This window comes from Streptomonospora halophila, from assembly GCF_039542725.1.
GTDB classification, from domain to species: Bacteria; Actinomycetota; Actinomycetes; order Streptosporangiales; family Streptosporangiaceae; genus Streptomonospora; species Streptomonospora halophila.
Genome location: NZ_BAABIK010000004.1, coordinates 213,954 through 238,800, shown reverse-complemented (window position 1 = coordinate 238,800; position 24,847 = coordinate 213,954). Strand labels below are relative to the sequence as shown.

The 24,847-nt window shown below is 74.8% G+C and carries 21 protein-coding genes and 2 pseudogenes; 7 read left to right on the top strand and 16 right to left on the bottom strand.

Annotation, left to right across the window (positions count from 1 at the left end; translation table 11 throughout):
• Positions 1-21 precede the first annotated feature (21 nt).
• Positions 22-360, bottom strand: a pseudogene (locus ABEA15_RS25620) (hypothetical protein); the annotation flags it as partial.
• A gap of 70 nt (positions 361-430) precedes the next feature.
• Positions 431-1,333, bottom strand: coding sequence for a LysR substrate-binding domain-containing protein (locus tag ABEA15_RS05755; protein WP_345555766.1), 903 nt, complete (start codon positions 1,331-1,333; stop codon positions 431-433).
• Positions 1,334-1,427: 94 nt separating this feature from the next.
• On the opposite strand from ABEA15_RS05755, the gene ABEA15_RS05750 reads away from it, so the two are divergent.
• Together ABEA15_RS05750 and ABEA15_RS05745 are read left to right on the top strand one after the other, a co-directional pair.
• Positions 1,428-2,345, top strand: a complete 918-nt coding sequence (locus tag ABEA15_RS05750; protein ID WP_344143240.1) for a threonine/serine dehydratase — start codon at positions 1,428-1,430, stop codon at positions 2,343-2,345.
• A gap of 250 nt (positions 2,346-2,595) precedes the next feature.
• Entirely contained in the window at positions 2,596-3,264 is a 669-nt protein-coding gene (locus ABEA15_RS05745; RefSeq protein ID WP_345555765.1) for a lysophospholipid acyltransferase family protein, read from the top strand.
• Positions 3,265-3,505: 241 nt separating this feature from the next.
• Here ABEA15_RS05745 and ABEA15_RS05740 read toward each other — a convergent pair whose 3' ends face one another.
• From ABEA15_RS05740 to ABEA15_RS05725, 4 genes are all read right to left on the bottom strand, one after another.
• Positions 3,506-5,017: an aminopeptidase P family protein gene (locus tag ABEA15_RS05740; protein WP_345555764.1), complete on the bottom strand. Its 1,512-nt coding sequence runs from the start codon at positions 5,015-5,017 to the stop codon at positions 3,506-3,508.
• Positions 5,018-5,175: 158 nt separating this feature from the next.
• Positions 5,176-5,784 carry a TetR/AcrR family transcriptional regulator gene (locus tag ABEA15_RS05735; RefSeq protein WP_344143244.1) on the bottom strand — a complete coding sequence of 203 codons (609 nt, stop codon included), beginning with the start codon at positions 5,782-5,784 and terminating at the stop codon, positions 5,176-5,178.
• A 108-nt stretch (positions 5,785-5,892) separates the two neighbouring features.
• Positions 5,893-6,114, bottom strand: coding sequence for a DUF3099 domain-containing protein (locus ABEA15_RS05730; protein WP_344143245.1), 222 nt, complete (start codon positions 6,112-6,114; stop codon positions 5,893-5,895).
• 57 nt (positions 6,115-6,171) lie between these two features.
• A complete protein-coding gene (locus ABEA15_RS05725) occupies positions 6,172-7,146 on the bottom strand; it encodes an oxygenase MpaB family protein (RefSeq protein WP_345555763.1) in 975 nt (324 codons plus the stop codon).
• Positions 7,147-7,301: 155 nt separating this feature from the next.
• On the opposite strand from ABEA15_RS05725, the gene ABEA15_RS05720 reads away from it, so the two are divergent.
• The gene (locus ABEA15_RS05720) at positions 7,302-8,174 is read left to right on the top strand and encodes an alpha/beta fold hydrolase (RefSeq protein WP_344143247.1); all 873 of its coding nucleotides are present in this window, start codon (positions 7,302-7,304) and stop codon (positions 8,172-8,174) included.
• A gap of 332 nt (positions 8,175-8,506) precedes the next feature.
• Here ABEA15_RS05720 and ABEA15_RS05715 read toward each other — a convergent pair whose 3' ends face one another.
• Positions 8,507-9,541: a nitronate monooxygenase gene (locus ABEA15_RS05715; protein WP_425579363.1), complete on the bottom strand. Its 1,035-nt coding sequence runs from the start codon at positions 9,539-9,541 to the stop codon at positions 8,507-8,509.
• A gap of 90 nt (positions 9,542-9,631) precedes the next feature.
• Positions 9,632-10,072 carry a pyridoxamine 5'-phosphate oxidase family protein gene (locus ABEA15_RS05710; RefSeq protein WP_345555761.1) on the bottom strand — a complete coding sequence of 147 codons (441 nt, stop codon included), beginning with the start codon at positions 10,070-10,072 and terminating at the stop codon, positions 9,632-9,634.
• Positions 10,073-10,292: 220 nt separating this feature from the next.
• Between ABEA15_RS05710 and ABEA15_RS05705 the strand changes: the two genes are divergently transcribed.
• On the top strand, positions 10,293-10,532 hold the full coding sequence (locus tag ABEA15_RS05705; RefSeq protein WP_345555760.1) for a hypothetical protein: 240 nt from the start codon (positions 10,293-10,295) through the stop codon (positions 10,530-10,532).
• Positions 10,533-10,594: 62 nt separating this feature from the next.
• Here ABEA15_RS05705 and ABEA15_RS05700 read toward each other — a convergent pair whose 3' ends face one another.
• The gene (locus ABEA15_RS05700; RefSeq protein ID WP_345555759.1) at positions 10,595-11,542 is read right to left on the bottom strand and encodes a threonine ammonia-lyase; all 948 of its coding nucleotides are present in this window, start codon (positions 11,540-11,542) and stop codon (positions 10,595-10,597) included.
• 206 nt (positions 11,543-11,748) lie between these two features.
• On the opposite strand from ABEA15_RS05700, the gene ABEA15_RS05695 reads away from it, so the two are divergent.
• A complete protein-coding gene (locus ABEA15_RS05695; RefSeq protein ID WP_345555758.1) occupies positions 11,749-12,354 on the top strand; it encodes a flavin reductase family protein in 606 nt (201 codons plus the stop codon).
• Between the two features lie 283 nt (positions 12,355-12,637).
• Here ABEA15_RS05695 and ABEA15_RS05690 read toward each other — a convergent pair whose 3' ends face one another.
• Complete coding sequence (locus tag ABEA15_RS05690; RefSeq protein ID WP_345555757.1) at positions 12,638-13,570, bottom strand: zinc-binding dehydrogenase; 933 nt, start codon at positions 13,568-13,570, stop codon at positions 12,638-12,640.
• Positions 13,571-13,673: 103 nt separating this feature from the next.
• Here ABEA15_RS05690 and ABEA15_RS05685 point away from each other — a divergent pair, with 103 nt between their 5' ends.
• On the top strand, positions 13,674-14,270 hold the full coding sequence (locus tag ABEA15_RS05685) for a TetR family transcriptional regulator (protein WP_345555756.1): 597 nt from the start codon (positions 13,674-13,676) through the stop codon (positions 14,268-14,270).
• A gap of 153 nt (positions 14,271-14,423) precedes the next feature.
• Here ABEA15_RS05685 and ABEA15_RS05680 read toward each other — a convergent pair.
• From ABEA15_RS05680 to ABEA15_RS05660, 5 genes and pseudogenes are all read right to left on the bottom strand, one after another.
• Positions 14,424-14,638 (bottom strand): annotated as a pseudogene (locus tag ABEA15_RS05680) (ISL3 family transposase); the annotation flags it as partial.
• A 949-nt stretch (positions 14,639-15,587) separates the two neighbouring features.
• Entirely contained in the window at positions 15,588-17,984 is a 2,397-nt protein-coding gene (locus ABEA15_RS05675) for a beta-xylosidase/alpha-l-arabinosidase (RefSeq protein ID WP_344148210.1), read from the bottom strand.
• A 105-nt stretch (positions 17,985-18,089) separates the two neighbouring features.
• Positions 18,090-18,995 carry a carbohydrate ABC transporter permease gene (locus ABEA15_RS05670; protein ID WP_425579362.1) on the bottom strand — a complete coding sequence of 302 codons (906 nt, stop codon included), beginning with the start codon at positions 18,993-18,995 and terminating at the stop codon, positions 18,090-18,092.
• The gene (locus ABEA15_RS05665; RefSeq protein ID WP_345555755.1) at positions 18,992-19,963 is read right to left on the bottom strand and encodes a carbohydrate ABC transporter permease; all 972 of its coding nucleotides are present in this window, start codon (positions 19,961-19,963) and stop codon (positions 18,992-18,994) included. Before ABEA15_RS05665 ends, ABEA15_RS05670 begins: the two co-directional genes overlap by 4 nt.
• A complete protein-coding gene (locus ABEA15_RS05660) occupies positions 19,960-21,252 on the bottom strand; it encodes an ABC transporter substrate-binding protein (RefSeq protein WP_344148220.1) in 1,293 nt (430 codons plus the stop codon). Before ABEA15_RS05660 ends, ABEA15_RS05665 begins: the two co-directional genes overlap by 4 nt.
• Before the next feature lie 172 nt (positions 21,253-21,424).
• Between ABEA15_RS05660 and ABEA15_RS05655 the strand changes: the two genes are divergently transcribed.
• Positions 21,425-22,453 carry a LacI family DNA-binding transcriptional regulator gene (locus tag ABEA15_RS05655; RefSeq protein ID WP_344148340.1) on the top strand — a complete coding sequence of 343 codons (1,029 nt, stop codon included), beginning with the start codon at positions 21,425-21,427 and terminating at the stop codon, positions 22,451-22,453.
• Positions 22,454-23,580: 1,127 nt separating this feature from the next.
• Here the strand turns inward: ABEA15_RS05655 and ABEA15_RS05650 are convergent.
• The gene (locus ABEA15_RS05650) at positions 23,581-24,597 is read right to left on the bottom strand and encodes a LacI family DNA-binding transcriptional regulator (RefSeq protein ID WP_345555754.1); all 1,017 of its coding nucleotides are present in this window, start codon (positions 24,595-24,597) and stop codon (positions 23,581-23,583) included.
• Positions 24,598-24,847 lie beyond the last annotated feature (250 nt).

The window sequence follows — 24,847 nt, the reverse complement described above, 5'->3', positions numbered from 1 at the left end:
CAGGCGGCGTCGGCGCGTCGGGTGCCGGATCGCGGCGTTGAGTGCGCAGATACGCCGGCATACCCGCACCCACAGGCCCTCGGCGGTGCGCGCGGCGTGGCGTTCCGGCCCGGGCTGGTTCTTCAACGTCCGGATGATCGCCTCGATGCTCCGGCGCAGTCAGTCCGGGAAGTACCGTGGGTCGGCCCGCGCTTCTTCTCCGACTCCCGAGCCGGGCGCACGACGGTGTGGCCCGGCCCCGCGATCGCGGCCCCGACCCCTTCGCCGGTGCCGGCGCCGGCGAAGGTTGCACACGATCGGGACCGGCCCCGGTGCGGCCCGCTGGACGTGGAGCAGGTGCGGGGCCTGCTTGCGCTGCTCGGTCACATCGCTGGTGGCAGGCGGCGGAGCGGGCGGCCCCCGGGCGCGCCGGCGCGGCCCGGGGCCTCGGTCAGTACGGCGGGCGCCGCGCCGAGCGGCGCAGCATATCCACCATGGCCGGCACCGGTGCCGGCGGCCGGCGCCGGTGCACGATGGAGATCTCGCGCTCCAGCGCCGCGCCGCCGGGCGGCGCCGCCACCCAGCCGCCGCCGGGCGCGGCGTCCAGGATCATCCGCGGCACCAGGCCGATGCCCACGCCCGCACGGATCAGCGCCAGCATCACCTCGTAGTCGCGGGTCTCATAGGCGACCTGCAGGCGCACCCCCTCGTCGGCGGCCGCCGCCTCAAGCGCGACGCGGTTGGAGATGCCGGGCGCGCCGCAGATCCATTCCTGGTCGGTCAGATCGGCCAGGCGCGGCGCGGTGCCTGCCGCCGGGTGGCCTTCGGGCAGCACCAGCAGCAGCGGGTCGACCAGGATGCGCTCGCGGTGCAGCCCGGTCGAGGCGGGAGGCTGCACCCCCGGGTAGCGGTGCGTGATGAGCAGGTCGAGCTCGCCGGAGGTCACCAGCCCGTAGCCGTCGGGCGGCTCGACGTCCGACAGCGACAGCCGCACCTGCGGGTGGGCCTGCCCGAACGCGGCCAGCGCGCCCGGCACCAGCAGCCGGCCCGCGCTGGCGAAGGCGCCCAGCGAGAGCCGCACCTGCGCCTCGCCGGCGGCGGCGCGCACCGCCGCCTCGGCGTCGCGCAGCTCGCCGACGACCCGCTCCCCGTAGGCCAGCAGCACCCGGCCCGCGCGGGTGAGCCGGACTCCGGTCCGCGAGCGCTCCACCAGTGCGCACCCCAGCTCCCGCTCCAGCTTGGTGAGCTGCTGGGACAGCGCGGGCGCTGTGAAGGACATGCGCTCGGCGGCCGCGGCGATGGAGCCCGCGTGGGCGACCTCGACCAGCACGCGCACCCGGTCGGCGTCCAGCACCGGACCACCCCCTGCCCCCGGAACCAAAGCCGTGCTTAATCATCGTAAGCAACCGCAACTTCAACTTAAGCACGCGACAGGGCAGTGTGGAGGCATGACAGCCACGACCTCCCTGCCCACCGCCGCCGACGTCGCCGCGGCGGCCGAGCGCATCGCACCCTATGCGCGGCGCACGCCGGTACTGAGCACGCGCGTGGACGGGCGCCCGCTCTCCCTGAAGCTGGAGCACCTGCAGATCACCGGCGCCTTCAAGCTCCGGGGCGCGCTCAACGCGATGCTGGCCGCCGGCGCACCGGAGCGGGTGGTGACCGCCTCGGGCGGCAACCACGGCCTCGGTGTGGCGGCCGCTGCACGGATGCTGGGCGCCGAGGCGCTGGTGTACGTGCCCGAGACCGTTCCCGAGGCCAAGGCGCGCCGCCTGGAGGCCTCCGGCGCGGAGCTGGTCCGCACCGGCGCCCACTACGCCGAGGCGGCCGAGGCGGCGCGCGCCCGCGCCGGCGCCGAAGGGCTGCGCTACCTGCACGCCTACGACGACCCCGACGTGGTCGCCGGCCAGGGCACCATCGGCCACGAGATCGCCGTCGACGCGCCCGAGTGCGACAGCGTCGCGGTGGCCGTGGGAGGCGCCGGCCTGGTGGCGGGCGTTCGCCTGGGCGCGGCCGGCCTCCGCGTGACCGGCGTCGAGCCCGAGGGCTGCCGCAGCCTGCACGCCGCGCTGGCAGCGGGCGAGCCGGTGGACACGCCCGTCGACTCGGTCGCCTCCTCGGCGCTGGGCGCGGCGCGGGTGGGCGACGTGCCCTTCGCCGTGCTGGGCGCGCACCCCGTGGGCACCGCACTGGTGACCGACGCCGAGATCACCGCGGCGCGCGACCGGCTGTGGGAGGAGTTCCGCATCGCCGCCGAGCCCGCCGCCGCCGTCCCCTTCGCCGCGTGGCTGGCCGACCGACTCCCCGGCGAGCACACCTGCCTGGTGGTCTGCGGCGCCAACGCCTCCTGGACTCCCGAGGGGTAGGCCGCCCCGCCTCCTCGCCGCCCCCGCCGCCGCGCAGGGGCACCGGGCGCCCGGCGGTGCGGGCGGCGGCGCACCGCCGCCCGCGGCGGAGGCCGACCCGCCCTCCGGCGGTGCGGGAGACGGGGTCCGCCCGCACCGGCCGCTCCGGCCTCCGATAACCTGACCGCGTCGGGGACCGCCGGGCGTACGCAGGGGCGGGGGACGCGTCGGATCGGGCGGTGCGCCGCGCCCGCGCTCGGAGGGGGGCATCGTGCTCTACGACACCGCGCGCACCGTCGGCTCACGGGTGGGCCGCGTGCTCTACCGGCCGACCATCGAAGGCCTGGAGCACATCCCCGCCTCCGGCCCGGTCATCCTGGCCGCCAACCACCTCTCCTTCTGCGACAGCGTCGTCATTCCACTGGCGGTGCCGCGCCGCATCCGGTTCCTGGCCAAGGCCGAGTACTTCTCGGGCACCGGCGTGCGGGGCCGGATGTCGCGGGCGGCCTTCACCTCGCTGGGCGCCGTCCCGGTGGAGCGCGGCAGGAGCGGCGGCGCGCTGGAGGCGCTGGAGATCGGGCTGCGCTGGCTCAAGGACGGCGGAGTGTTCTCGATCTACCCGGAAGGCACCCGCTCGCCCGACGGGCGGCTCTACCGCGGCCGCACCGGCGTGGCCCACCTCGCGCTGACCTCGGGTGCACCCGTCGTACCGGTGGGGCTGGCCGGCACCGAGCGCGTCCAGCCGATCGGCGCCCGCCTTCCCCGCATCGCGCCCGTCACCGTGCGCTTCGGGGCGCCGCTGGACTTCTCCGCGGGCTACGGCGACCTCAGGACCGGGCGGGCGCGCCGGCTCGTCACCGACGAGGTCATGGCCGCCGTCCAGCGGCTGACCGGCCAGGAGGAGGCCGGGACCTACAACGACCGCGCGGCCGGGGAGTGACCCCATTGCGTCTTCCCGGCACCGCCCGGAGGCCGCCGCGCACCCCGCCGCCCGCACCCGCCCTTGCGCCCCCGCACGGTTCCCGCCTACCGCACAAAAACGCCTGACCTCCGCGGCGTACGGCGACCCCCTGAAGTCGCGCCGCGCGGTGCGAGGCGTCGCTGCACGCGACGGCCCGCGGGCCTCGGCGGCCGGGACCGCGCGGTGCCCCGCCCGGGGGCGCGGGCACCGCGCGGGCGGGTCAGCCGCGGGGCAGGCGCTCGGCCAGCCAGGCCTCGACGTCGTCGGCGGTGCGCGGCAGCGCCGCGGAGAGCACGCGGTTGCCCTCGGCGGTGACGAGGACGTCGTCCTCGATGCGCACGCCGATCCCGCGCAGCTCCTCGGGCACGGTGAGGTCGTCGGGCTGGAAGTACAGCCCCGGCTCGACCGTGAGCACGGTGCCGGGCCGCAGCTCGCCGTGGAGGTGGACCTCGGTGCGCGAGCGCGCGCAGTCGTGGACGTCTAGACCGAGCATGTGCCCGGTACCGTGCAGGGTGTAGCGCCGCTGCAGGCCGAGCTCGACGACGCGGTCGGCCGGGCCTTCGAGCAGGCCCCACTCGACCAGCCCTTCGGCCAGGACGCGCTGGGCGACCTCGTGGTACTCGGTGAAGGGGCGCCCCGGCGCGACGGCCGCGATCGCCGCCTCCTGAGCGGCGTAGACCAGGTCGTAGACCCGGCGCTGCACCGGGTCGAACCGGCCGGAGACCGGCAGGGTGCGGGTGATGTCGGCGGTGTAGAGCGTGGTGGTCTCGACGCCGGCGTCGAGCAGCAGCAGCTCGCCCTCGCGCACCGGGCCGTCGTTGCGCATCCAGTGCAGCGTGGTGGCGTTGGGGCCCGAGGCCGCGATGGTGCCGTAGCCGACGTCGTTGCCCTCGACGCGGGCGCGCAGGAAGAACGTGCCCTCGATGTAGCGCTCGGAGGTGGCCCGGGCCTCGGGCAGCGCGGCGGCGACGTCGCCGAAGCCCCGCACCGTGGCGTCGACGGCGCGCTGCAGCTGGGCGACCTCCCACTCGTCCTTGACCAGCCGGTGGTCGTGCAGGGCGACGGCCAGTTCCTCGTCGCGTTCGGCGGCGGCCTCGCCGTCCTCGGCGCCGCTGGCGCGCACGCCGGCGACCAGCTCCTCCAGGGAGGCGTCGTGGCCGCGCAGGATGCGCACCGGAGCCGCCGGGGCGTCGCGGAGCACCTCGGGCAGCCGGCGCACGTCGTCGGTGTCGGTGCCCAGGCGCTGGGCGGACTCGGCGAGGCTGTGCCGGCGCCCGCTCCACAGTTCGCCGTGCCCGTCGAGCCAGAACTCGCCGTTCTCGCGGTTGGAGCGGGGGCGCAGGTAGACGGTGGCGTCGTGGCCGCCGCCCGGGCGGGGCTCCAGAACCACGCAGCCGTCGTCGGAGAGGTCGCCGCTCAGGTAGACATAGTCGCAGGAGGGCCGGAACGGGTACTCGGTGTCGTTGGAGCGGGTCTTGAGGTTGCCGGCGGGCACGACCAGCCGCTCGCCGGGGAAGCGCGCGCTGAGCGCGGCGCGGCGCTTGGCGGTGTAGGCGGCCTGCTCGATCGGCTCGGGGTCGCGGATCTCGGTGTCGGCCCAGCCGGTGCGCATCCACGCGGCGAGCTCCTCGGACACCCCCTGGGCCTGGCCGTTCTTGCGCGGGGTGAACACCGGTGCCTCGGCGGCGCCGTCCCCCTCCGCCTTGGGATCGCTGCTGTGGTGTTCACTCACGGTTGTGCCTCCCGGTCACGGCTCGACGCTGGTGGGGCCGCTTGTGGCGGCCCTTCTCCATCCTACGGCCGGGCGGTGCCGCGCACCGGCGCCGATCCGCCGCCTGTGGACCGCGCCCGCGGCGGCGGATCGCCCTCCTCCTCGGGGCTCCGGCCGGATCACCGCGCCAGCGCGTCGGCGTAGGCTCCCAGGACGGCGGCGAGCTCGCGCCCGTATACCGGGTCGCGCCCGCCCTCGGCGTCGACGGCCCGCGCCAGCAGGCCGGCCAGGGACTCGACGTAGACGGCGGCCGCGGCGGCGCAGCGGTCGGGGTCGACCCCGGCGCCGCCGAAGGCGGCCGCCAGGCGCCGGGCCATGGCCTGCTGCAGCCCGGCCGCCGCCTCGGCGTGGACGGGCGAGGCGAACGTCGGGCACAGCAGCGCCCGCACCGCCGGTGCGCGGGAGGCGTAGTCGAGGACTCCCTCGGACAGCGCGCGGTGCACCGCGGCGGGACCCGGTCCCGCCGCGTCCAGGGCGGAGGCGGCGACCCGGTCGAGCTCGGCGCCGTGGCGCCGCACCACGGCCTCCAGCAGCGCCCCCTTGTGCGGGAAGAACTGGTAGAGCGAGCCGACCGAGCACCCGGCGCGCGCGGCGATGCCCGTGGTGCCGGCGCCGTCGAAGCCGACGCGCGCGAACTCGCCCTCGGCGGCGGCCATCAGGGCCTCGACCCGCTGCCTGCTGCGGCGCTGCACCGGCGTGCGGCGCAGGGACGCCTCGGCGTCGCCCATCTCCTCCTCCGTCCACGGCCTGCCGGATACCGGTTGCGCCGGCCGGCGGCGCGCGCCTGCCGCGCCCGGGCGGCGCCCGGGCGCGGCGGGCGGGCGGCGGCGCGGGGGTCAGTGCGGCGCGTTGGGCCCGTATCGGGTGTCGCGGTCCTCAGGGTCGGAGGGGTCGGCGGAGTTGCCGACGATGACCGCGATGGGCGGCAGGACCATGGCCACCGCGCACATCGCCAGCGCCCAGCCGGTGCCCAGCAGATAGTAGACGGGGAGCGACCCGCCGAAAAGCACCAGACAGGTGGTCATCAGCCCGACATAGCGGCGCTTGCGCCGTCGCATACTGCCAGCCTAGCGCCGATTCCACGCTCGGATGGGGCGGCGGAGGCGCTGTTCCGGCTAGAGCGTGCTCACCGGGCGAGCCGGTCCGGCGCCGCCCTCAGCCGGTCCCGCCTCGGGCGCTCGCCCGTGGGCGCCTTCTCCATCGGGCCAGGTGGCGGGGTCGGTCAGGGCCGCCAACCCGCCGCGCACGTCGTAGCCCGCCGCCGCCAGGCGCTCGCGGGCGCGGACGGCGCGCTCCACGGTGGCGCGGTCGAACAGGCGCAGGTAGAGCGGGGTGGGCGTGTGGTCGAGTCCGGCGCGCGCCGCACGCAGCGCGGCGGTGGTCGCGGCGCCGATACCGGGCGGTTCGGGCAGGACCCGGTAGGCGCGGCGGGCCCAGTCGGGCAGGGTGTAGTAGGACAGCGCGCCCACCGGCAGCCACAGCGGCTTCAGCCACGCCAGCCCCCTGAGCCGCTCGGGCACCGTCGGCCAGAGCAGGAAGCGCACGGCTGCGGCGGCTTCGGGGGTGGCCCGCAGCAGCGGGCGCGTGCGCGCCAGGTAGGCGCGCATCTGCGCGACCGAGCCGGGCACCTCGGCGGGGGCCAGCCCGACCAGGGCCGCGGTCCGGGTCTGCTCGGCGAAGTAGGAGTCGGCCTCGCGCGCGCTCAGCCGCACGCCCGCGCGCGTGACGACCTCCAGATAGGAGACCACCTCGGCGCAGTGCACCCACAGCAGCAGCTCGGGCTCGTCGACGCGGTGCGCCCGCCCTGTGGCGGGGTCGGTGAACGTCAGCCGGGCGTGCACGGCGCGCACCCTCCGCCCCAGTTCGGCGGCCTCCCCAGGACTGCCGTAGGTGGTGGTGGCGACGAAGTCGGCGGTGCGGGTCAGCCGTCCGGTGGGGTCGTCCATGAAGTCCGAGCGCTGCCAGACCCCCTGCATGGCCAGCGGATGCAGGGCCTGGAGCATGAGCGCGCGCACGCCCGCCACCCACATGGCGCGGTCGATCTGCACGCGCCAGGTGGCGCTTCGGGGTGAGGCGACGGTCGGCTGCATCGGGGCGCTCCCTGCCCGCCCGGAACCGGTCCGGCCGACCGGCACCGGGACGTTCACCGCGACGACGCCACCGAGTCTAACCACCGCCCCGGCACCGAGCGGCGGGCGGAGTAGCCTTGCCCGGGCCGGGTTCCATCCACCAGCTGGAGGCAGACATGGCGGACATCCTCGCCCCCGACACCGAGGCGCTGACCCTGCGCCGCGGCGACCTGGAGTTCGACGCGCTGGCGGCCGGACCGGCCGACGGGCCGCTCGTACTGTTCCTGCACGGCTTCCCCGAGTTCGCCACGTGCTGGCGCCGGCACATGGCGGCGGCCGCCGAGGCGGGCTACCGCGCGGTCGCGGTCGACCAGCGCGGCTACTCGCCGGGCGCCCGTCCGCTCAACGCCGAGGAGTACGTGGTACCGGAGCTGGTGGGCGACGTCGCCGCCTTCGCCGACGGCCTCGGCGCCGAGCGCTTCCACCTGGTCGGCCACGACTGGGGCGGCGTGGTCGCCTGGCCCGCGGCGGCACAGCAGGCCGAGCGGGTGGCGAGCCTGACGGTGCTGTCGACGCCGCACCCGGCCGCGCTGGCGGAGGCCACGGCCGCCTCGCCCGAGCAGCGCGAGGCGCTGTCCTACATCCGGCTGTTCCAGACCCCCGGCGCAGCGGAGGAGTCGCTGCTCGACAACGACGCCGCCGCCCTGGTCGGCATCTACGAGGGCCGGGTGCCCGAGGACCTGGTCGCCGACAACGTCGGCCGCCTCGTACAGGCGGGCGCGCTCACGGCGGCGCTGAACTGGTATCGCGCCCTGGGGCTGGACGGCGGCTCCACCGAGGCACCGGCGATCAGCGTGCCCACGCTGTACGTGTGGGGCACCCGCGACCTGGCGTTCACCGCCCGGGCCGCCCGCGGGACCGGCGAGTGGGTCGCCGCACCGTACCGCTACATCGAGCTGGAGGGGTTCTCGCACTGGCTCCCCGAAGAGGCGGCCGAGCGGACGATCCCGCCGCTGCTGGAGCACCTGGCCGCGGCCGAGGAGGACTGAGGACCCCGCCGCGGACGCGGGCCGCCGCGCGCGGTCGGCGGACCGCCGCCCCGGCACACGCGTGCACCGGCGAGCGCTGATGCCCGCGCGACAGCGGCCGGATGTGGTGTTCCGGGGATTGGTAACGCGGCCGGCGGGAGTGCGGCAGCCGATCCCGGCAGCGCGCCGGGCGGAGTCTGCCGGTGGGGGTCAGAGGGGCGTTGCGGTGGCACACGAGGGCCTCCTGAGCATCGGCGTAGATGTCGCAATCCACACCGGGATCAGGAGGCCCTCCTTGTGGTCAATCCCTGTTGGGGCGTGTCGGCTGGTACCCACGTGCCGGGACATCGCATCTAGAGTCCGGCTGCGACGCCGGCGACGACGCGGGCGGTCGGCAGCTCCGACGCGGAGCGGAAGCCCGTCCCCGCCCACAGGTGCAGCGTGTCGGCGTCCGCGGCGCGTGCGGCGGCCGCGCGGATGGGTGCGGTCATGTGGTGGACCTGCGGGTAGGCGCCGGGCGCCAGTCCGCCGTGCTCGGCGACGAACCGGTTCGCCAGGGCGCGCGCCCGGCGCCCGCTGAAGGCGCGGGTGACCACGGTGCGGGTGAAGCGCTCCCGGGCCAGGGCGTCCTTGTGCACCGCTGAAGCGCCGCTCTCCGGGGTGCGCAGCAGCGCGGTGCCCAGCTGCGCGGCGAGCGCACCGCCCGCGAGGGCGCGCCCCGCCGACGCCGCGTCGGTTATCCCGCCGGCGGCGACCACGGGCAGGCGCACCCGGCCGCGCACCTCGGCCAGCAGCTGAGCGAGCGGGGTGGTGCGCTCGTGGGTGTCCTCGAACGAGGCCTGGTGGCCGCCCGCCTCGGCGCCCTGGACGCACAGCGCCGCGGCCCCCGCGTCGTCCGCGGCCGCGGCCTCCTCGGCCGTGGTGACGGTGACCAGCACCTCGGTGCCCGCCCGCCGCAGGGCCGCGATCTCGTCCGGTGCGGGGCAGCCGAAGGTGAAGCTCACCATCGGCACGGGGTCGGCGCGCAGCGCGGCGAGCTTGTCCCGGTAGGCGTCGTCGCCCCACAGCGCGGGCCCGGTCTCCACGCCCAGGCGCGCGGCGTCGGCCGCCAGGCGCTGCCGGTAGGCGGACAGGGCCCGGGGGTCGGCGGCGTCGCGGTCGGGGACGAAGACGTTCACCCCGAACGGGCGCGCGGTGAGTGCGCGCAGCCGGCCGATCCGCTCGGTCATCGCCTCCGCCGAAAGGTATCCGGCGGCCAAGAAGCCCAGGCCGCCGGCGGCGTTGGCGGCGGCGGCGAGTTCAGGGGTGCTCACTCCCCCGGCCATCGGCGCGGCGATCACGGGGACGTCGAGCTCGTGAAGTAGCCCCAACCCACATCCTTCTGACATGCCGGACAAAAGCGGCTATCAGCTTCGCACGGCGCCCCGCGCCGCCGGGCACCCGACCCTGCCGTACGGGCGTGACCGGGCGCGGACCGGTCACATCGCGAAGATGCGGGCCGGTCTGATCAGTACGGCGCTGCGGCGCTGCTCGGCCATCGCGCGGTCGTAGGCGCCCCAGTCGTCGTGTGCGCCTCCGGCGGCGGTGAAGACCTCCCGCAGGAGGCGGCGCAGCCCGTCGCCGTCGACGCCGGGGTAGGGATCGTCGTAGCCGACGAGGTCCGCCGCACCCTCGGCGGACGCCCAGTGGTAGCCCGACTGGAACACGATCGTGGCCTGCGGACGGCGCCGCAGGAAGCGGAGCTTGGCGCTGCGGCCGGCGGTGGTGAAGGCGATCACCCGTTCGCCGGAGACCGGGTGGGCGGCGATCCCGGCGGTGACCACGGTGGACTGGATCGAGCCGTCGGCGCGCACGGTCGAGATGACGGCGAGGTGCCCGCCCCGGCCGATGACGCCGGCGACGTCCTCGATCGTGGCCATGGGCCTCCTTCTGTGCACGGCCGCGGCGCGGCCGGGCGCGCGTTCCGCACGCTGGGGTCAGTTCTTCCCCGGAAGGCGGCGTCGACACCGGCCGCCTCCGGCCGGAATCGCCGGGGATTATGGCGCGACTCACGCACGGAAACAGCAGAAACTTTCGTTAACGGCGATTACCATCGACCGCGGAAGGCGTCATGGCCGATCGAGCAGCGGAGGTGCCCGCGTGGTCGACAACGAACTCCTCATGACCGGACTCGTCGTGATCCTGGCCGGGATCGGGCTTATCCTGCTCGGCGCAGTGGCGTACATCGCCTACGACGCGCGCGAGCGCCGCCTCGACGAGCGCGCGGGGGTCGGAGCGCCGGAGGAGGCGCCCGCGCCCGCCGTTGCGGGCGCCCGGGGCGAGCGGGCGGGCGGGGACGCCCGGTCCCGGCGCCGACCGCACGCGCACCAGCCCGCCTGAACCCGCGGTGCCGCGCCGGCGCGGCGGGCGAAGGCCGGAAGGGGGCGGGGCGCCGCCGGGGCTCAGCCCTCGGCGGCGACCGCGCGCGCCAGCACATCGGGCATCACGTTGCCGCCCGAGATCACCGCGACCGTGCGCCCGGGCGGCGTGCGGCCCGCCAGGTAGGCGGCCGTGGCGACCGCACCGCTGGGCTCGGCCACCAGGCGGGCGCTGCGCGCGAGCGCGCCGACAGCGGCCAGGATCTCCTCCTCGGTCACCGTGACGATCCCGTCCAGCCGTGCGCGCAGGTGCGCGAACGTCAACTCGGAGGGCCCGACCCGCACACCGTCGGCGACGGTGCGCCCGGTGCGCTCCGGCGGCCACGTCACGAGCCGCCCGCTTTCCAGGCTCTCCTTGGCGTCGGCGGCCAGCTCGGGTTCGACGCCTATCACCGCCGCGCCGGGGCACCGGGCCTTGACGGCGGTGGCCACCCCGGCGGCGAGCCCGCCGCCGCCCACCGGCACCAGCACCGCCTCGACGTCGGGCCGGTCGGCGGCGATCTCGCTGCCGACCGTTCCCTGGCCCGCGATCACGTCGGGGTGGTCGAACGGCGGCACCAGCGTCAGCCCCTGCTCGTCGGCGAGCCCGCGCGCCGTCTCGGCGCGCCGGGCGGGCTCCACCTCCACGGTCTCGGCACCGAAGCGGTGCATCGCGTCCACCTTGACCCGCGGCGCGCCTGCGGGCACGACCACAACGCAGCGGACGCCGTGCGCGCGGGCCGCGTAGGCCAGAGCCTGGCCGTGGTTGCCCGAGGAGTGCGTGATCACGCCCGACCGCCTCCGCTCGGGGACGAGCCGGGCGAGCGCGTTGGCGGCGCCGCGGATCTTGAAGGCGCCGACCGGCTGCAGGTTCTCCGGCTTCACCAGCAGTTCCCCGGGCGCCCATTCACAGGGCACCAGCGGCGTGCGCACGGTGATCCCGGCCAAGCGCTCCTCGGCGGCGGCCACATCGGCGGACGTGATCAACTCCATGCGGGCAGTATGCCCCTTCGACGGCACCGCGTGCCCGCGGGTGGCCGCAGGCGTCGACGCGGGGCTCGGCGCCCCTGCTCGCCGGCGCACCTGCTCACCGGCGTCGCCCGCCTCGGCTGACGGGCGCTCCCCTCCGCCGAGGCTGTCCCCGGCACGGTGCCCGGCCGGATTGGGCCTACGAGGGCGTTGGGTGGATACTGCGGTCCATGCGCGTCGACTTCGACCCCCGGTCCACCGCCGGCCCGGACTTCTACCGGCTGCTGACGGCGACCGTCGTGCCGCGGCCCATCGCGTGGGTCTCGACGGTCTCGGCCGCCGGCGTCGACAACCTCGCGCCGCACTCCTTCTTCACCGTGGCGTGCGCGAGTCCGCCGATCGTGCAGTTCACCTCCGTCGGGCGCAAGGACCACCTGCGCAACGTGGAGCAGACCCGCGAGTTCGTGGTCAACCTCGCGCCGGAGTGGCTGCAGCGCGAGATCAACGCGACCGCGACCGACTTCCCGCCGGAGGTCAGCGAGTTCGACGCGGTGGGCGTGCGCCGCGAGCCAAGTGCGGTGGTCACGCCCCCGCGGGTTGCCGACTCCCCCGCCGCGCTGGAGTGCCGTCTGCACTCGACACTGTGCCTGGGCGACTCCACGGTCGTCTTCGGGGAAGTGGTGCACGCCGCGGTCGAGGAGTCCGTGCTGGCGCAGGGGCACCCGGAGATCAGCCTGCTGCGGCCGATAGCGCGGCTGGGCAAGGACGAGTGGGGCACGCTCGGCGAGGTGACCTCGCTGCGCCGCATCCGCTACGCCGACTGGCCCGGCGAGTGAGCCGCGGCGCGTTCGCGGCCCGCCGGGGTCGGCTGGCCGCCGCGGGGGCGAATGGGGGCGGTTGCACCCGTTGACAGCCGACGCTCCGCTGCCTACATTCGTGGGAGCGCTCCCAGAGCGCAGGTCCCACTCCCGTCCACCGCCGCGGGGCCGGCCCGGCACCCCCTCCCCTGGGCCGGCGAACGGCGCGGAGAACGGCGGGGGAGGCCGAACCCATCGGCCTCCCCCGCCGTCGCCCGACCCTCCGCCGGTGTGACCGGAATGCAGGCGCCGCCCGCCGCGCTCAGCCGACCTCCAGCACCGCCTTGCCGTGCAACCGCCCCTCCAGCAGGGCGCCCGCCGCCTCGGCGAAGCGCGTCCACGGGCCTCGCCAGCTGATCCCCGGATCGAGTCGGCCCGCGGCCACCTCCGCCGCCAGCCAGGACAGGTCGGCGGAGAAGTCGACCGCCGGGTCGCCGTAGAGGAAGAACGTCCTGATCGACCGGTCGTGCCCCCCGCCGGCGCCCTGCAGGGCCTCGGGCGCCAGTACCGCGTCCTCTTCGGCGGAGCGCCCCACGCTGACCAGCACTCCCCCGGCCTGCAGCGCCGCGAACGCGTCGACCAGGTAACGGCCGCCGACAGCGTCGAGCACCGCGAAGACCGGCCGTTCGACGGCGGCCGGCTCGGCGCGGACCTCGTGGGCGCCGAGCCCCCGAAGCTCGTCAGCGCGGGCGGGGTCCCGACTGATCGCCACCACCTCCCCACCCGCGCGGGCGGCGAGCTGCACCGCGTAGCGGCCCACGCCACCGGAGGCGCCGGTGACCATAACCCGGCGGCCCAGCAGCGAACCCGTGCGGCGCAGCACGTGCAGGGCACTCAGGCCCGCGACCGGGACGGTGCTGGCGGCGCCGGGATCGGCCCCCTCGGGCACAGCGCCCAGCAAGGACGCGGGCACGGCCCGGAGCTCGGCCCAACCGGCCTCACCGAGCGTGGTGACCCGGGTCCCCTCAGCCGGTCCCGACCCGTCGGCCGCCGCCCGGACGACCACGCCGGCGGCGTCCCAGCCGACCGGGGTGCCGTCCGGCCGGTCGAGCGAGGCCGCCTCGGCGACCTCCCCGTAGTTCAACGAGACGGCCTCGACGCGCACCAGCACCTCGTGCGGGGCAGGACGGGGGTCGGCCACCTCGGTGCGGGCCAGATGGCCCTCGGCGGCGTGGTCGACGACGAGTGCGCGCACGGTCGCGCTCCTTCCGGTCGGGACAGCATTGAAATGCCACAGTGTGGCGTTTGCTCCATAGAAGCATATGCTCAATCGGCGCGCACACGTTAGACTGGGGTCGATGACGACCGCCCCGCAGCCCGCCACCCTCCGCGAACGCAAGAAGCAGCGCACCCGCAGGGTCCTCGCCGAGACCGCCGTGACGCTGTTCACCGAGCGCGGATTCGACGAGACGCCGCTGGACGCGCTGCTCGACGAGGTCGAGGTGTCGCGGCGCACCTTCTTCCGCAACTTTCGGTCGAAGGAGGACGTGGCGCTCACCGCCCTCAAGCAGCTCTGGAGCGCCTACCTGGACGTCTTGGACGAAACCCCGAAATCCGGGCGGCTGGTCGACGTCCTGCGCGACGCGATGCTGGCGACCGTGGAGCGCATGGACGGCGACTGGTACCGCCGCTTCGCGCCGACGCTGCGCCTGGTCGCCCGCTCCGCCGCACTGGAGGGCCACTCCCTGCGGCACTGCGCCGAGATGCAGACCCGGATCGCCGACCGGCTCGGTACCGCCGACAGCCTTGAGCTGCGGCTGCTGATCGAGTTCGCCGTGGCCGCATGGCGCTGCGCGCTCGATGAGTGGCTGCCCGACTGCGACCCGGGCGAGCTGCCCGCCTGCGTGCGGCGGGCCTTCGCGAGCATGGACGCCGGACTGCACCTGGAGGCCTAGCTAGGCACTGCTTCTTGGAATCGGCAGCGGAGCAGGGCCCGCACCGGCACACTCGACGGCCGTGTCCGGTCCTTTCGAACTCACCGATGCCGAGTGGGCCCTGCCGACCCCGCTCATGCCCGCCGATCCCCACAAAAGCGGGTAGATCCCCTACGTTGCTTCGGCCTCGACGTGGCGGCCGTCGGCGAACAGAGCCCGCAGTCGGCTCGTCTGCTTGTCAGTGAGCAATTCGGCGCCGGGGTGCGGGGGCGGCGGAACTTGTGAAGAGAGTCGTCCCTGAAGCCGCGGTCCCCATCGATCCGCAACTGCGCTCTTCGTCGACAGCGGTCGAGGGCGCCGCCTGCCAGGCGGGGAAGGTGGCAGGGATTGGGACCATCCCCGCGTACGCGGGGAGCATACGGGGCAGCGGTGGTCGGGCAGTACGGGGTTGGGACCATCCCCGCGGGCGCGGGGAGCATTGCTGCACTTCGGCGGCCAGTTCGGCCCGGTCGGGACCATCCCCGCGGGCGCGGGGAGCATACTGAGTGACCTGCGTGTTCGCAGAGCCTACAGGCCTGTTTCATTTTCTTTGCGAGAAGCCGACAAAAGCCTCACTCTTCCGCGTGAAGCCCCTCGCCGGCTGGAGCTCCCGCTGGGGCACTCCGGGACGGCTCGCGGCGGCGCTGGGCGCGTGCGTGACGTGCGGAGTGCTCTCGGCTCCCTCACCTGCGATGGACCGCGGGCACGGCCCGTGAAGTCCAGGCGCGTGATTCTCCCACCGGGCGGCGCCGCCCCCTCCCCGGTGGCACGGGAGGGAGGGGGCGGGCCCGGCCCGGCCACGCGGACGCGGCCGGGGGTCGAGTCGGGCCGCGCCGACCGCAGGTGCCGCGGCCGCACGCACCCGCGGGGGCGCCTCCGCGCGTCGCCGCGCAACGCCCCGATCGCCAGGCGGTCCGGGCGCGGCCGCCGCGGGATCCGCACCACTCACGAAGTCCGGCAAGAACATCACTGAACCGGTTCAGCGGTCAACACCCGTTACCGAATCTGAACCGGTTCAGGTCGTCCGGAGCCTCCAGCGCCGCTGCCACACCCTTCCGGAGACGCCGCAGGTGCCGGCACCTGGGCTGCGGCGGATCCCGCCGCGCCCGCATCCGGCACCTTCGCCGCACGCCGGGGCGCGGGCGGCCGACCACCGGCCTGCAGCGCGGCCGCCGAGGGCGGCGAGGGGAACCGTCCGGCCCGCGCGGCGGCGCCGACCGGGCCCGCCGAGCAGGGGACGCCGCCATCGCCGCTCCCCCGGGGACGGCGCCCGCGGCGGGCGCACCCCGGACAACGCAGCTAGTCGGCCACGGCGGCCTCGCTCACCAGGTGGCGGGTGTGGTCGACCTCCCGGGTCGGCCCCTCCAGGCGCACGCGGGACGTGTGCCGCACCTCCTCGCACGAGGCCCGCAGGGACAGGTCGAGGTCCCCGGCCTCCACGATGCGCCGCCCGTCGGGAGCGGTGTAGGCGGCCAGGTCGGCCGGTACGGCGAACTCCACCCGCCGCTCCTGGCCCGGCTCCAGCTCCACCCGCACGTACCCGATGAGGCTGCACACCGGCCGGCTCACCCGGGCGACGGGGTCGCCCAGATAGAGCTGGACGACCTCGGTGCCGGCGCGCGCTCCCGTGTTGCGCACCGTGCAGCCCAGGGTGAAGGAGCCGTCGGTGGTGGTCGCGACCGGGTCGCCGGAGCCAGCGGGCCGCCCGTGCACCCGGAAGTCCGTCCACGCGAAGGAGGTGTAGGAGAGGCCGTGGCCGAAGGGGTGGAGCGCGGAGGGGTCGACCGTACTGACCTCGCTGCGCCGTGCCAGCGGCGGAGCCGGATAGGAGGAGGCGGGCTGGCCGCCGCCGTCCCGCGGCACTGCCAGAGGCAGTCGGCCGCTCGGGTTGACCCGTCCCGACAGCACGCCCGCCACCGCCGGGCCGCCCTCCTCGCCGGGGAAGAACGCCTGCACCACGGCCGCCGCCCGCTCGGCGAGGCCGCCCAGCGCGTAGGGGCGCCCGCTCATCACGACCAGCACCAGCGGGGTACCGGTCTCCAGCAGCGCCTCGACCAGCTCGTGCTGCACGCCCGGCAGCCGCAGGTCGGCGACGTCGCAGCCCTCGCCCGACGTCCCGCGGCCGAAGAGCCCGGCCCGGTCGCCGACCACGGCCACGCACACGTCCGCGGCCTCGGCGGCGGCAACGGCCTCGGCGATGCCGGAGGTCTCGGGGTCGTCCACACCGCAGCCGCGCCGGTGGTCCAGCACGGCGCCGCCCAGCTCGGCGCGCAGCCCCTCCAGCAGTGTCGGCACCTCGATGCCGATCCCGACGTCGGGGTGGGAGGGACCGACGTGGGCGGGGAAGGAGTAGCAGCCCAGCATGGCCTCCGTGGAGTCGGCCAGCGGACCGACCACGGCCGTGCGGCGGCCGCCCGCCAGCGGCAGCGCGCCGGAGGGGTTGGCCAGCAGCACCACCGACTCCTCGGCCAGGCGGCGGGCCAGCGCGCGGTGCTCGGCGGGGTCCAGGTCGATGTCGACGTCGGCCGCCGCGTCGCCGCCCCGGCCCTCCGCCCCGGCGGACTCGGCGGACTCGGCGGGGAACGGCGTCCAGTCGGGGTCGAGCAGGCCCAGCTCGCACTTCTGGATGAGCACGCGCAGGGCGGCGCGGTCCACGAGGTCCTCGGACACGCGTCCGTCGCGCACGGCCTCCAGCAGCGGGGCGCCGTAGTTGCGCAGGGTCGGCAGCTCGATGTCGACGCCGGCCTCCAGCGCCGCGGCCGCGGCCTCCGCGCCCGACCCGGCGATGCCGTGCAGGGTCTGAAGGAAGGTGACGGCGAAGTAGTCGGAGACCACGGTGCCGGAGAAGCCCCACTCCTCGCGCAGGAGGTAGGTGAGCAGGCCGGGGTCGGCCGTTGCGGGCACGCCGTCGTTGGCGGTGTAGGAAGGCATCACCGATCCGGCGCCGCCCAGCGCGACCGCCATCTCGAAGGGGGGCAGCAGCAGGTCGGCGAACTCGCGCGTGCCCGCCGAGACCGGCGCAAGGTTGCGTCCGGCGCGCGAGGCGGAGTATCCGGCGAAGTGCTTGAGCGTGGCGACGACGCCCGTCGACTGCAGCCCGCGCACGTAGGCGGTGGCCACGGTGCCGACCAGGTAGGGGTCCTCGCCGATGGTCTCCTCGGTGCGGCCCCACCGCGGGTCCCGGCTGACGTCCAGCACCGGAGCGAGTCCCTGGTGGATGCCGACACGCCGCATCGAGGCGCCGATCTGGGCCGCCATCCGCTCCACGAGGTCGGTGTCGAAGGACGCTCCCCAGGCCAGCGGGGTCGGATAGACGGTCGCCTGCCAGGCCGCGAAGCCCGAGAGGCACTCCTCGTGCGCGATGGCGGGGATGTTGAACCGGTTGGCCGCCGCGATCTCCTTCTGGGAGTTGGCCAGCGCCTGCACCCCCATGGCCGGGGCGACGGGGGCGGTGCCGAAGGGGCGGGTGAGCTGGCCCAGGCCGTCGGCGATGACCTGGTGCCACTCGGGGGGCACCTCGGCCAGGTCATGCTGGTGGGGGGCGACCCCCTCACCGGATCCGTCGGCGCCCACCCAGACTCCGTAGAGCTGGGCGACCTTCTCCTCTAAGGTCATGAGCCGGAGAACCTCGCCCGCCCGTTCGTCGGCCGGACGCGCGGCGTCCTGCCAGGGGGCGAGGTTGGAATGCGGCGACATATACCGTCCTTATTCATTGCGGAGTCCCGCGCGGGGCTCCGGTGGCTGTTGGTTCCGGTGGGGGCGCGGTGGCGCCGGCGGCGGACCGCCGGCGCCCGTCGCCGGCTACTTTCCGCCGACGCCCATCAGGCCGCTGACCAGCGAGCGGCGGGCGACCAGGTAGACGATGAACAGGGGGAGCGTCGCCAGCACGACCGCGGACAGCAGACCGGGGATGTCGACGCGGTACAGCCCCTGGAACTCGAACAGACCCAGGGTGATGACCCGCTTGTCCGCTGACTGGGTCAGGATCAGCGGGAACAGGAAGCCGTTCCAGGCCTGGAGCGCGGCGTAGACCGCGACCGTGCTGATGCCCGACCGGGAGAGCGGTACGACCAGCCGGAAGAACATGCGCACCGATCCCGCGCCGTCCAGCTCCATCGCCTCGTAGAGGTCGTCGGAGATGTCGCGCATGGACCCGGTCAGGATCAGGATGCACACCGGCAGGGCGAACGCCGCGGTCGGCAGCATGATGGCGGCCAGGGAGTCGTACAGGCCCATCTCGATGATGATCAGGTAGACGGGGATGATCACCGCCTGGTTCGGGATGGCCAGCCCCAGCAGGAAGACCCGGAACAGCGAGTTGGTCATCAGCGAGCGCGTGCGCACGATGGCATAGCCCGCGGTCACGGCCAGGGCCACGACGAGGGCGACCACCACCGCGGTCACCACGATCGTGTTGAGTACGAAGCCCGCCAGTCCGTTCTCGATCGCCCTGGCGTAGTTGTCCAGCGTCGGGTCCGACGGGATGGTCAGCGGGCCGGCCGCCCGGTACTCCGAGGTCTGCTGAAAGGTGGCCACCAGCAGGGCGTACAGCGGCACACCCACCACCAGCAGCCAGGCGAAGGCGCCCAAGCCCGCGACCGGGTTGGGGCGCTGGCGCCAGCTGCGCAGGCGCCTGCGCCTGTGCGGTCCGGCGGCGCGCGTAGGCGGGGTCTGCCGGCCGGCGGTGGCCGGAGAGGTCGCGGTCACATCCCCTCCCGGGTGCTGCGCATCGAGCCGAATCCGGTGAAGCGCACCATCAGCAGCGAGGCGAGGGTGGCCACGGCCACCAGCACGCAGGCCACGGCGCTGGCGTAGCCGTACTGGTAGTTCTCGAACCCGGCTTCGTACATCAGGTACGGCACGATCGTGGTGGCGTGCCCGGGGCCGCCTCCCGTGATGATCAGCACCGTGTCGAAGTAGGTCAGCGATCCCACGATCATCAGCACCGACGACGTGGTGATCGTGTTGCGCAGCTGAGGCAGGGTGATGTGCCAGAACGCGCGGTAGCGGCCGGCGCCGTCGATCTCGGAGGCCTGGTACAGCGACTCGGGGATCTGCCGGGCGCCGCCCTGGTACAGCAGGGTGTGCAGCGGGATGAACTGCCAGGCGCTGACGAACAGGATCACGATGAACGCCCCGGACTCGCTGCTGAGCAGGTCCAGTCCCGGAACCCCGATCAGGGGCCCGATCTGAGCGAGCGGGCCGAAGTTGGGGTCCAGCAGCGCCCGCCAGATGATGGCGATGGCGGCCGAGGACAGCAGCAGCGGCACGAAGAAGACCGCCGAGAGCACGGCTCGGTTGCGCTGGCGGCCCGACGCCCACACGCCGAGCAGCAGCGAGATCGGTGTCTGCACCGCCCAGCTCCCGATGGTCAGCATCAGGGTCAGGGCGATGGCCCGGTGCATGACGGAGTCGCCGAGCAGCCGCGTCCAGTTGGCGAACCCGACGAACTGAGGTGATCCCAGCCCTCCCCAGGTGGTCAGGGACAGATAGACCACCAGCACCATGGGCAGCACGGCGAACAGGCCGAAGAACAGCAGTGCGGGAAGCCCCCACCAGGCGCTGGGACGTCCCGCGCGCGGCGCCCCAGAGCGCGCACCGCCGCGACCGGCGGTGCGCGCCTGGGACCGGGCCGACGCGGGGCGTCCGCTCCGGTTGGGCGAGAGAACGCTCACTGGAGCGCCGCCACGTTGTCGACGAACTCCTCGGGCGTGATCTGCTTGTTGAACAGCTTCTCGATCTCGGTCACCATCGGCTCGGCCTGCGAGCGGGGCAGCGCCTGGTCCCAGGAGAGCTGGAAGGTGGGCGCGTCGCGGACCATCTGGTACTGGTAGGTCGCGAAGTCGGGGTTGGGCGAGTGCTTCTCGATCATCTCCTCGGCGTTGGTCGTCGTGGGGACCTCGCCGTTCTCGACCATGTCCTTGACGTAGGGGTCGCTGTAGGTCTGCTTGAGGAAGTCGACCTCGGCCTCGGTGTCGCCGTCGTCGGTGACGGAGAAGAAGTTCGTCGGGTTGCCGACGACGGCCTGGGGGTTGCCGTCGCCCTCGGGCAGCTCGGGGAACGCGGTGTAGCCCAGGTGCTCCTCGGCGAACTCGGGCGCGTCGGCCAGCTGCGTGGAGTACTCCCAGGAGCCCATCAGGTGCATGGCGGCCTTGCCCTCGGAGAGCAGGGCCGAGGCGGCGCCCTCCTCATAGCTCACCGAGGCGTAGTTGTCGCCGAACGCGCCGCGGTCGACGAGGTCCTGCACGGTCTCGGCCGCGTCCAGCACTGCCGGGTCGCGCCATCCTGCGGGGTCGCCGTTCTGGATGCGTTGGAAGACCTCGTGCCCGCCCTTGCGGTCGACCAGGTACTGCATCCACATCTGCTCGGTCCAGGGCGTGGCCCCGCCGAGGGCGAAGGGGGTGACGCCCTCCTCCTTGAACGTGTCGATCAGGTCGAGGATGTCCTGCCAGGTTTCGGGCGGCTTCGCGCCGGCCTCCTCGAAGACCTTCTCGTTGTAGAAGAGCATGACGGGCTGCGTGCCGCGCAGCGGGATGCCGTACTGGGTGTCGTTGACCTTGCCGGCCTCGAGGATGGAAGGGATGAACGCGTCCTCCATCTCGGGGTTCGCCTGCAGCGTCGCCCCCAATGGCAGGAGCATCTCCTGCTCGATGTAGGGCTCGATGCTGCCGCCGCCCCAGTTGAAGAACATGTCGGGGGCCTGGCCCGAGCCCATGACCGTGCGCAGCTTGTCCTCGTAGCCGTCGCCGGGGACCTCCTGGATGACGGCCTTGGTGGAGTCGTGCTCCTGGTTGAACCGCTTCGCGGCGTTCTTCTGCACGACCGCGAGCGAGTCCTGGTACATGAGTACGTTCATCTCGCCGTCGCCGTCGCCGCCTCCGGAACCTCCGGAGCCGCCGCACGCGGTGGCGGTGAACAGGAGCAGCGCGAGTGCGCCAGCGGTGCCGGCCCTGTGGGGAGTCATGGCTACGTCCTATCGAAACTATCGGACTAGTTATCGCAATGCGTGCTGCCAGAATTTACGGCGCTGCCGTGACAAGCGTCAATAGTCCGCGAGAAGTTCGTCACCCTCCCGCTGCGGCACCATCGGGAGACGCCCAGTAAAATGCAGGCTTGTGACAGCAGAACCCGCCCCGATGCCCCAGGGCCCCGCCGGATCCGAGCCCGTGACGATCTCGAAAATTGCGGAGGCCGCAGGGGTATCCGTGCCGACGGTCTCCAAGGTCCTCAACGGGCGCGCCGACGTCGCGCCCGAAACCCGTGCGCGCGTCGAGGAGCTCATCCACCGGCACGGCTACCGCAGGCGCCGGGGCCCCGGCGCCGGGCGCTCGCCGACGATCGACCTCGTCTTCCACGAGCTGGACAGCGCGTGGGCGATAGAGGTCATCCGCGGTGTCGAGCGCATCGCCCGCGCCGAGGGCCTCAGCGTGGTGCTCTCGGAGTCCGGCGGCGAGCAGACCCCGCGCGACGCCTGGGTGGAGGCGGTCCTGGGGCGCCAGTCCACGGCCGCGATCCTGGTCTTCTCCGACCTGGCCCCCGACCAGCGGGCGCGGCTGACCGCCCGCAGCATCCCGTTCGTGGTCGTCGACCCGACCGGCGACACCGACGAGGCCGTGCCTTCCATCGGCTCGGCCAACTGGAACGGCGGCCTGGTGGCCACGCGCCACCTGATCGAGCTCGGCCACGAGCGCATCGCGGTGATCGGCGGGCCCACCGACGTGCTGTGCAGCCGGGCGCGCATCGACGGCTACCGCTCCGCGCTGGACGCGGCCGGCCTGCCGGTCGACCCCGGGCTGGTGCGCTCGGGCGACTTCCACATCGAGGGCGGCCACAACCACGGCCGCGACCTGCTCACCTCGCCCGACCCGCCCACGGCGATCTTCGCCGGCAGCGACCTCCAGGCCATGGGCCTGTACGAGGCGGCGCGCGAGCTCGGTGTGCGGATTCCCGAGGACCTGAGCGTGGTGGGCTACGACGACCTGCCGGTCGCGCGCTGGGTCGGTCCGCCGCTGACGACGGTGCGCCAGCCGCTGACCGAGATGGCCGAGGAGGCCACGCGCCTCGCGCTGATGCTCAGCCGCGGCCAGCAGCCGCCCAACCTGCGTCTGGACCTGGCCACCAACCTGGTGGTGCGGCAGAGTACGGCCCCGCCGCGGCACCGCTGAGGGACGAGCGGGGGGCGGCGCCGGTTCCCCGGGCGCCGCGCCGGGCGGTCAGCCGCACACAAGTACGAGGGGCGGGACCGCAGCCGTCCCGCCCCTCGTCATCGCGGCGCCCTCAAGGGGCGGGAGGGCGCCGTTCTCCAGGGATGGCTTCGTCGCGGCGGGGCCGCCGTCCCGGTCCGCCGGCCTGGAACCGGCCGCACGAGGCCGCAGTGATATGGATGCGGCCGGTCCCAGGGTCCGGGGCGACGCGCTGAGGCGTCGGTCTCCGCCTTCGGCGGGCGCCGCTGCGGGCGGCACCCGCCGAGGCGCGGGGGCGCAGGCGTGTCCGGGCGCAGGGGATCCGCCCGGAACCGCCTGCCGGAGGCGGGTGAAGCGCCGGCGCCGGCGTCCGCGCCGCTCCCGTCCGCCCCCGCGCGGTCGGCGTGCCACCGGGTTCGACAGCGCCCCGCGGACGGAGTGCGCGCACGCGCCGGCGGAGCCGGGCGCGGCTCGGGTCGGTCATGGCGCTTCCTCGCTGTCATGGATCGGTGGCCGGGGGTCGCCGGGCGGCCGCGTGCGCGTGCCCCGGCCCGAAGGGACGGGCCGCAGCGGACATGCGGGAGCGGTCGCGCCGGCGGCGCCGGGTCAGCCGCGGCGGGCGGCGTCCCGGCCCGGGGGGTCCGGGCGGGCGCCGCTCCGATCCGCCCGAGGGGGCGGCGGTGTCGGCGGCGCGGTGCGGTCGGCGGCAACGGCCGCTCCGGTCGGTGGGGGCGGAACGGCCGCGCGGCTGCGGCGACGGGATGGTCGGCCCACGGGGGTGTGCTCCCTTCGGGTCGTACACGTCCGGAACGGCGGCCACCTGCACTCCCGTTGGGAGCGCTCCCAGACGTGATGAATGTAACATGGTCGCCATAAGACACCAAGGGGTCACATAGCGAAATTAACTCGAAACTCGGAATCCGCACCTCAACGGGCCCGAACCGCCGGAGTCCCCGCCCCCTCCCCCGGCGCCGCTTCGGACGGGGCCGGCGCACCGCCGGGAGCCCTCCGCATCCGCGGTACCGGGTGCGGCTGCGGCGACGACCGTGCGGGCGCCCGCGCCGGCCGCCCGGGGCCCGCCCGGCGGGCCCCGTCCCGCGGCGGCTCGCTCAGTTTCGCGGCGGCGCGGTGCTGGTCCGGGCCACCAGCTCGCCCGGCGGCGCGGGCACGCGCCGGGATTCGCCGCCCGCGACCGCATCGAGCAGCAGCGAGGCCGCCAGGCGGCCGTGCTCGGACAGGTCGCGGCGGATCGCCGTCAGGGCCGGGCGCACCGCCTGGCAGAGCGGGGAGTCGTCCCAGGCCACGATGGACAGGTGGTCCGGAACGGCCACGCCTAGCTCCTGGGCCGCGCTCAGGCCCGCCACCGCCATCAGGTCGTTGTCGTAAACCAGCGCGGTCGGCGGCTCGGGGCCGGCGAGCAGGTCGCGGGTGGCCTGCGCGCCGCGCTCGCCGGTGTAGTCGGTGTGCACCACGACGGGCGGCGGCAGGCCGTGCTCGTGCGCCGCACCGGCCAGCGCCTCGGTGCGCACGCCGGTGTGCACCAGGTTCTCGGGGCCGGCCACGCGGCCGATCCTGCGGTGGCCCAGCCCCGCGAGGTGGCGCACCGCCAGGCGCATGCAGCCGCCGTCGTCGGACCACACGCACGGCAGGCCGCCCGTGCCCTCGGGCCCGCCCACGGCCACCGCCGGGAGGCCCATCACCGTGAGCGCTCCCACCCGCGGGTCGTCGCGCACCAGATCCACCACCAGCACCCCGTCCACGCGGCGCTCGGCGTACCAGCGCCGATAGGTCGCCAGCTCGGGCGAGGTCTCGTCGACCGACTGCAGCATCAGCGCCGTGTCGGCGTCGGCAAGCTCCTCCTGGATGCCGGCGATGAAGCGCATGAAGAACGTCTCGACGCCGAGCACCATCGCCGGGCGGTCGATGATCAGGCCGATGGCGCCCGCCCGTCCGTCGGAGAGGGCGCGGGCGGCGCTGCTCGGCGCCCAGCCCAGGTCGCTGGCGATGCGCAGGATGCGGGTGCGGGTGGCCTCGGAAACCCCGGGGCGGCCGTTCAGGGCGCACGAGACCGCGCCCTTGGACACTCCCGCCGCCCTCGCGATGTCGACGATCGTCGGGCGCCTCATCGTCTGGTTCCCCCCGCCTGTGAGCGCGCCGCCGCACGTGGGGAACTTACCAGCTCGCACCGAATGCGGCCGGGCGGAGCGGAGGCCGTTCGCGGTCCGGTGGACCCGCGGGCGGAAGGGGCGCATGCGCGACACGGCGGCCGCAAACGGACAAGGTTCCCGGCACATCGTGGACGGACTGGGATGATCGAGACGCGGCCCGTTCCGCGGCGCACCAGGCGGGCCGCCGGGCGCCGGACGCTCCGGCGCC

Excerpts from the sequence above, each read along its gene's own strand:
- ABEA15_RS05750 (WP_344143240.1), top strand. The coding sequence starts at position 1,428 with ATGACAGCCACGACCTCCCTGCCCACCGCCGCCGACGTCGCCGCGGCG.
- ABEA15_RS05735 (WP_344143244.1), bottom strand. The coding sequence starts at position 5,784 with ATGGGCGACGCCGAGGCGTCCCTGCGCCGCACGCCGGTGCAGCGCCGC.
- ABEA15_RS05730 (WP_344143245.1), bottom strand. The coding sequence starts at position 6,114 with ATGCGACGGCGCAAGCGCCGCTATGTCGGGCTGATGACCACCTGTCTG.
- ABEA15_RS05725 (WP_345555763.1), bottom strand. The coding sequence starts at position 7,146 with ATGCAGCCGACCGTCGCCTCACCCCGAAGCGCCACCTGGCGCGTGCAG.
- ABEA15_RS05720 (WP_344143247.1), top strand. The coding sequence starts at position 7,302 with ATGGCGGACATCCTCGCCCCCGACACCGAGGCGCTGACCCTGCGCCGC.
- ABEA15_RS05715 (WP_425579363.1), bottom strand. The coding sequence starts at position 9,541 with ATGTCAGAAGGATGTGGGTTGGGGCTACTTCACGAGCTCGACGTCCCC.
- ABEA15_RS05710 (WP_345555761.1), bottom strand. The coding sequence starts at position 10,072 with ATGGCCACGATCGAGGACGTCGCCGGCGTCATCGGCCGGGGCGGGCAC.
- ABEA15_RS05700 (WP_345555759.1), bottom strand. The coding sequence starts at position 11,542 with ATGGAGTTGATCACGTCCGCCGATGTGGCCGCCGCCGAGGAGCGCTTG.
- ABEA15_RS05695 (WP_345555758.1), top strand. The coding sequence starts at position 11,749 with ATGCGCGTCGACTTCGACCCCCGGTCCACCGCCGGCCCGGACTTCTAC.
- ABEA15_RS05685 (WP_345555756.1), top strand. The coding sequence starts at position 13,674 with ATGACGACCGCCCCGCAGCCCGCCACCCTCCGCGAACGCAAGAAGCAG.
- ABEA15_RS05675 (WP_344148210.1), bottom strand. The coding sequence starts at position 17,984 with ATGTCGCCGCATTCCAACCTCGCCCCCTGGCAGGACGCCGCGCGTCCG.
- ABEA15_RS05660 (WP_344148220.1), bottom strand. The coding sequence starts at position 21,252 with ATGACTCCCCACAGGGCCGGCACCGCTGGCGCACTCGCGCTGCTCCTG.
- ABEA15_RS05655 (WP_344148340.1), top strand. The coding sequence starts at position 21,425 with ATGCCCCAGGGCCCCGCCGGATCCGAGCCCGTGACGATCTCGAAAATT.
- ABEA15_RS05650 (WP_345555754.1), bottom strand. The coding sequence starts at position 24,597 with ATGAGGCGCCCGACGATCGTCGACATCGCGAGGGCGGCGGGAGTGTCC.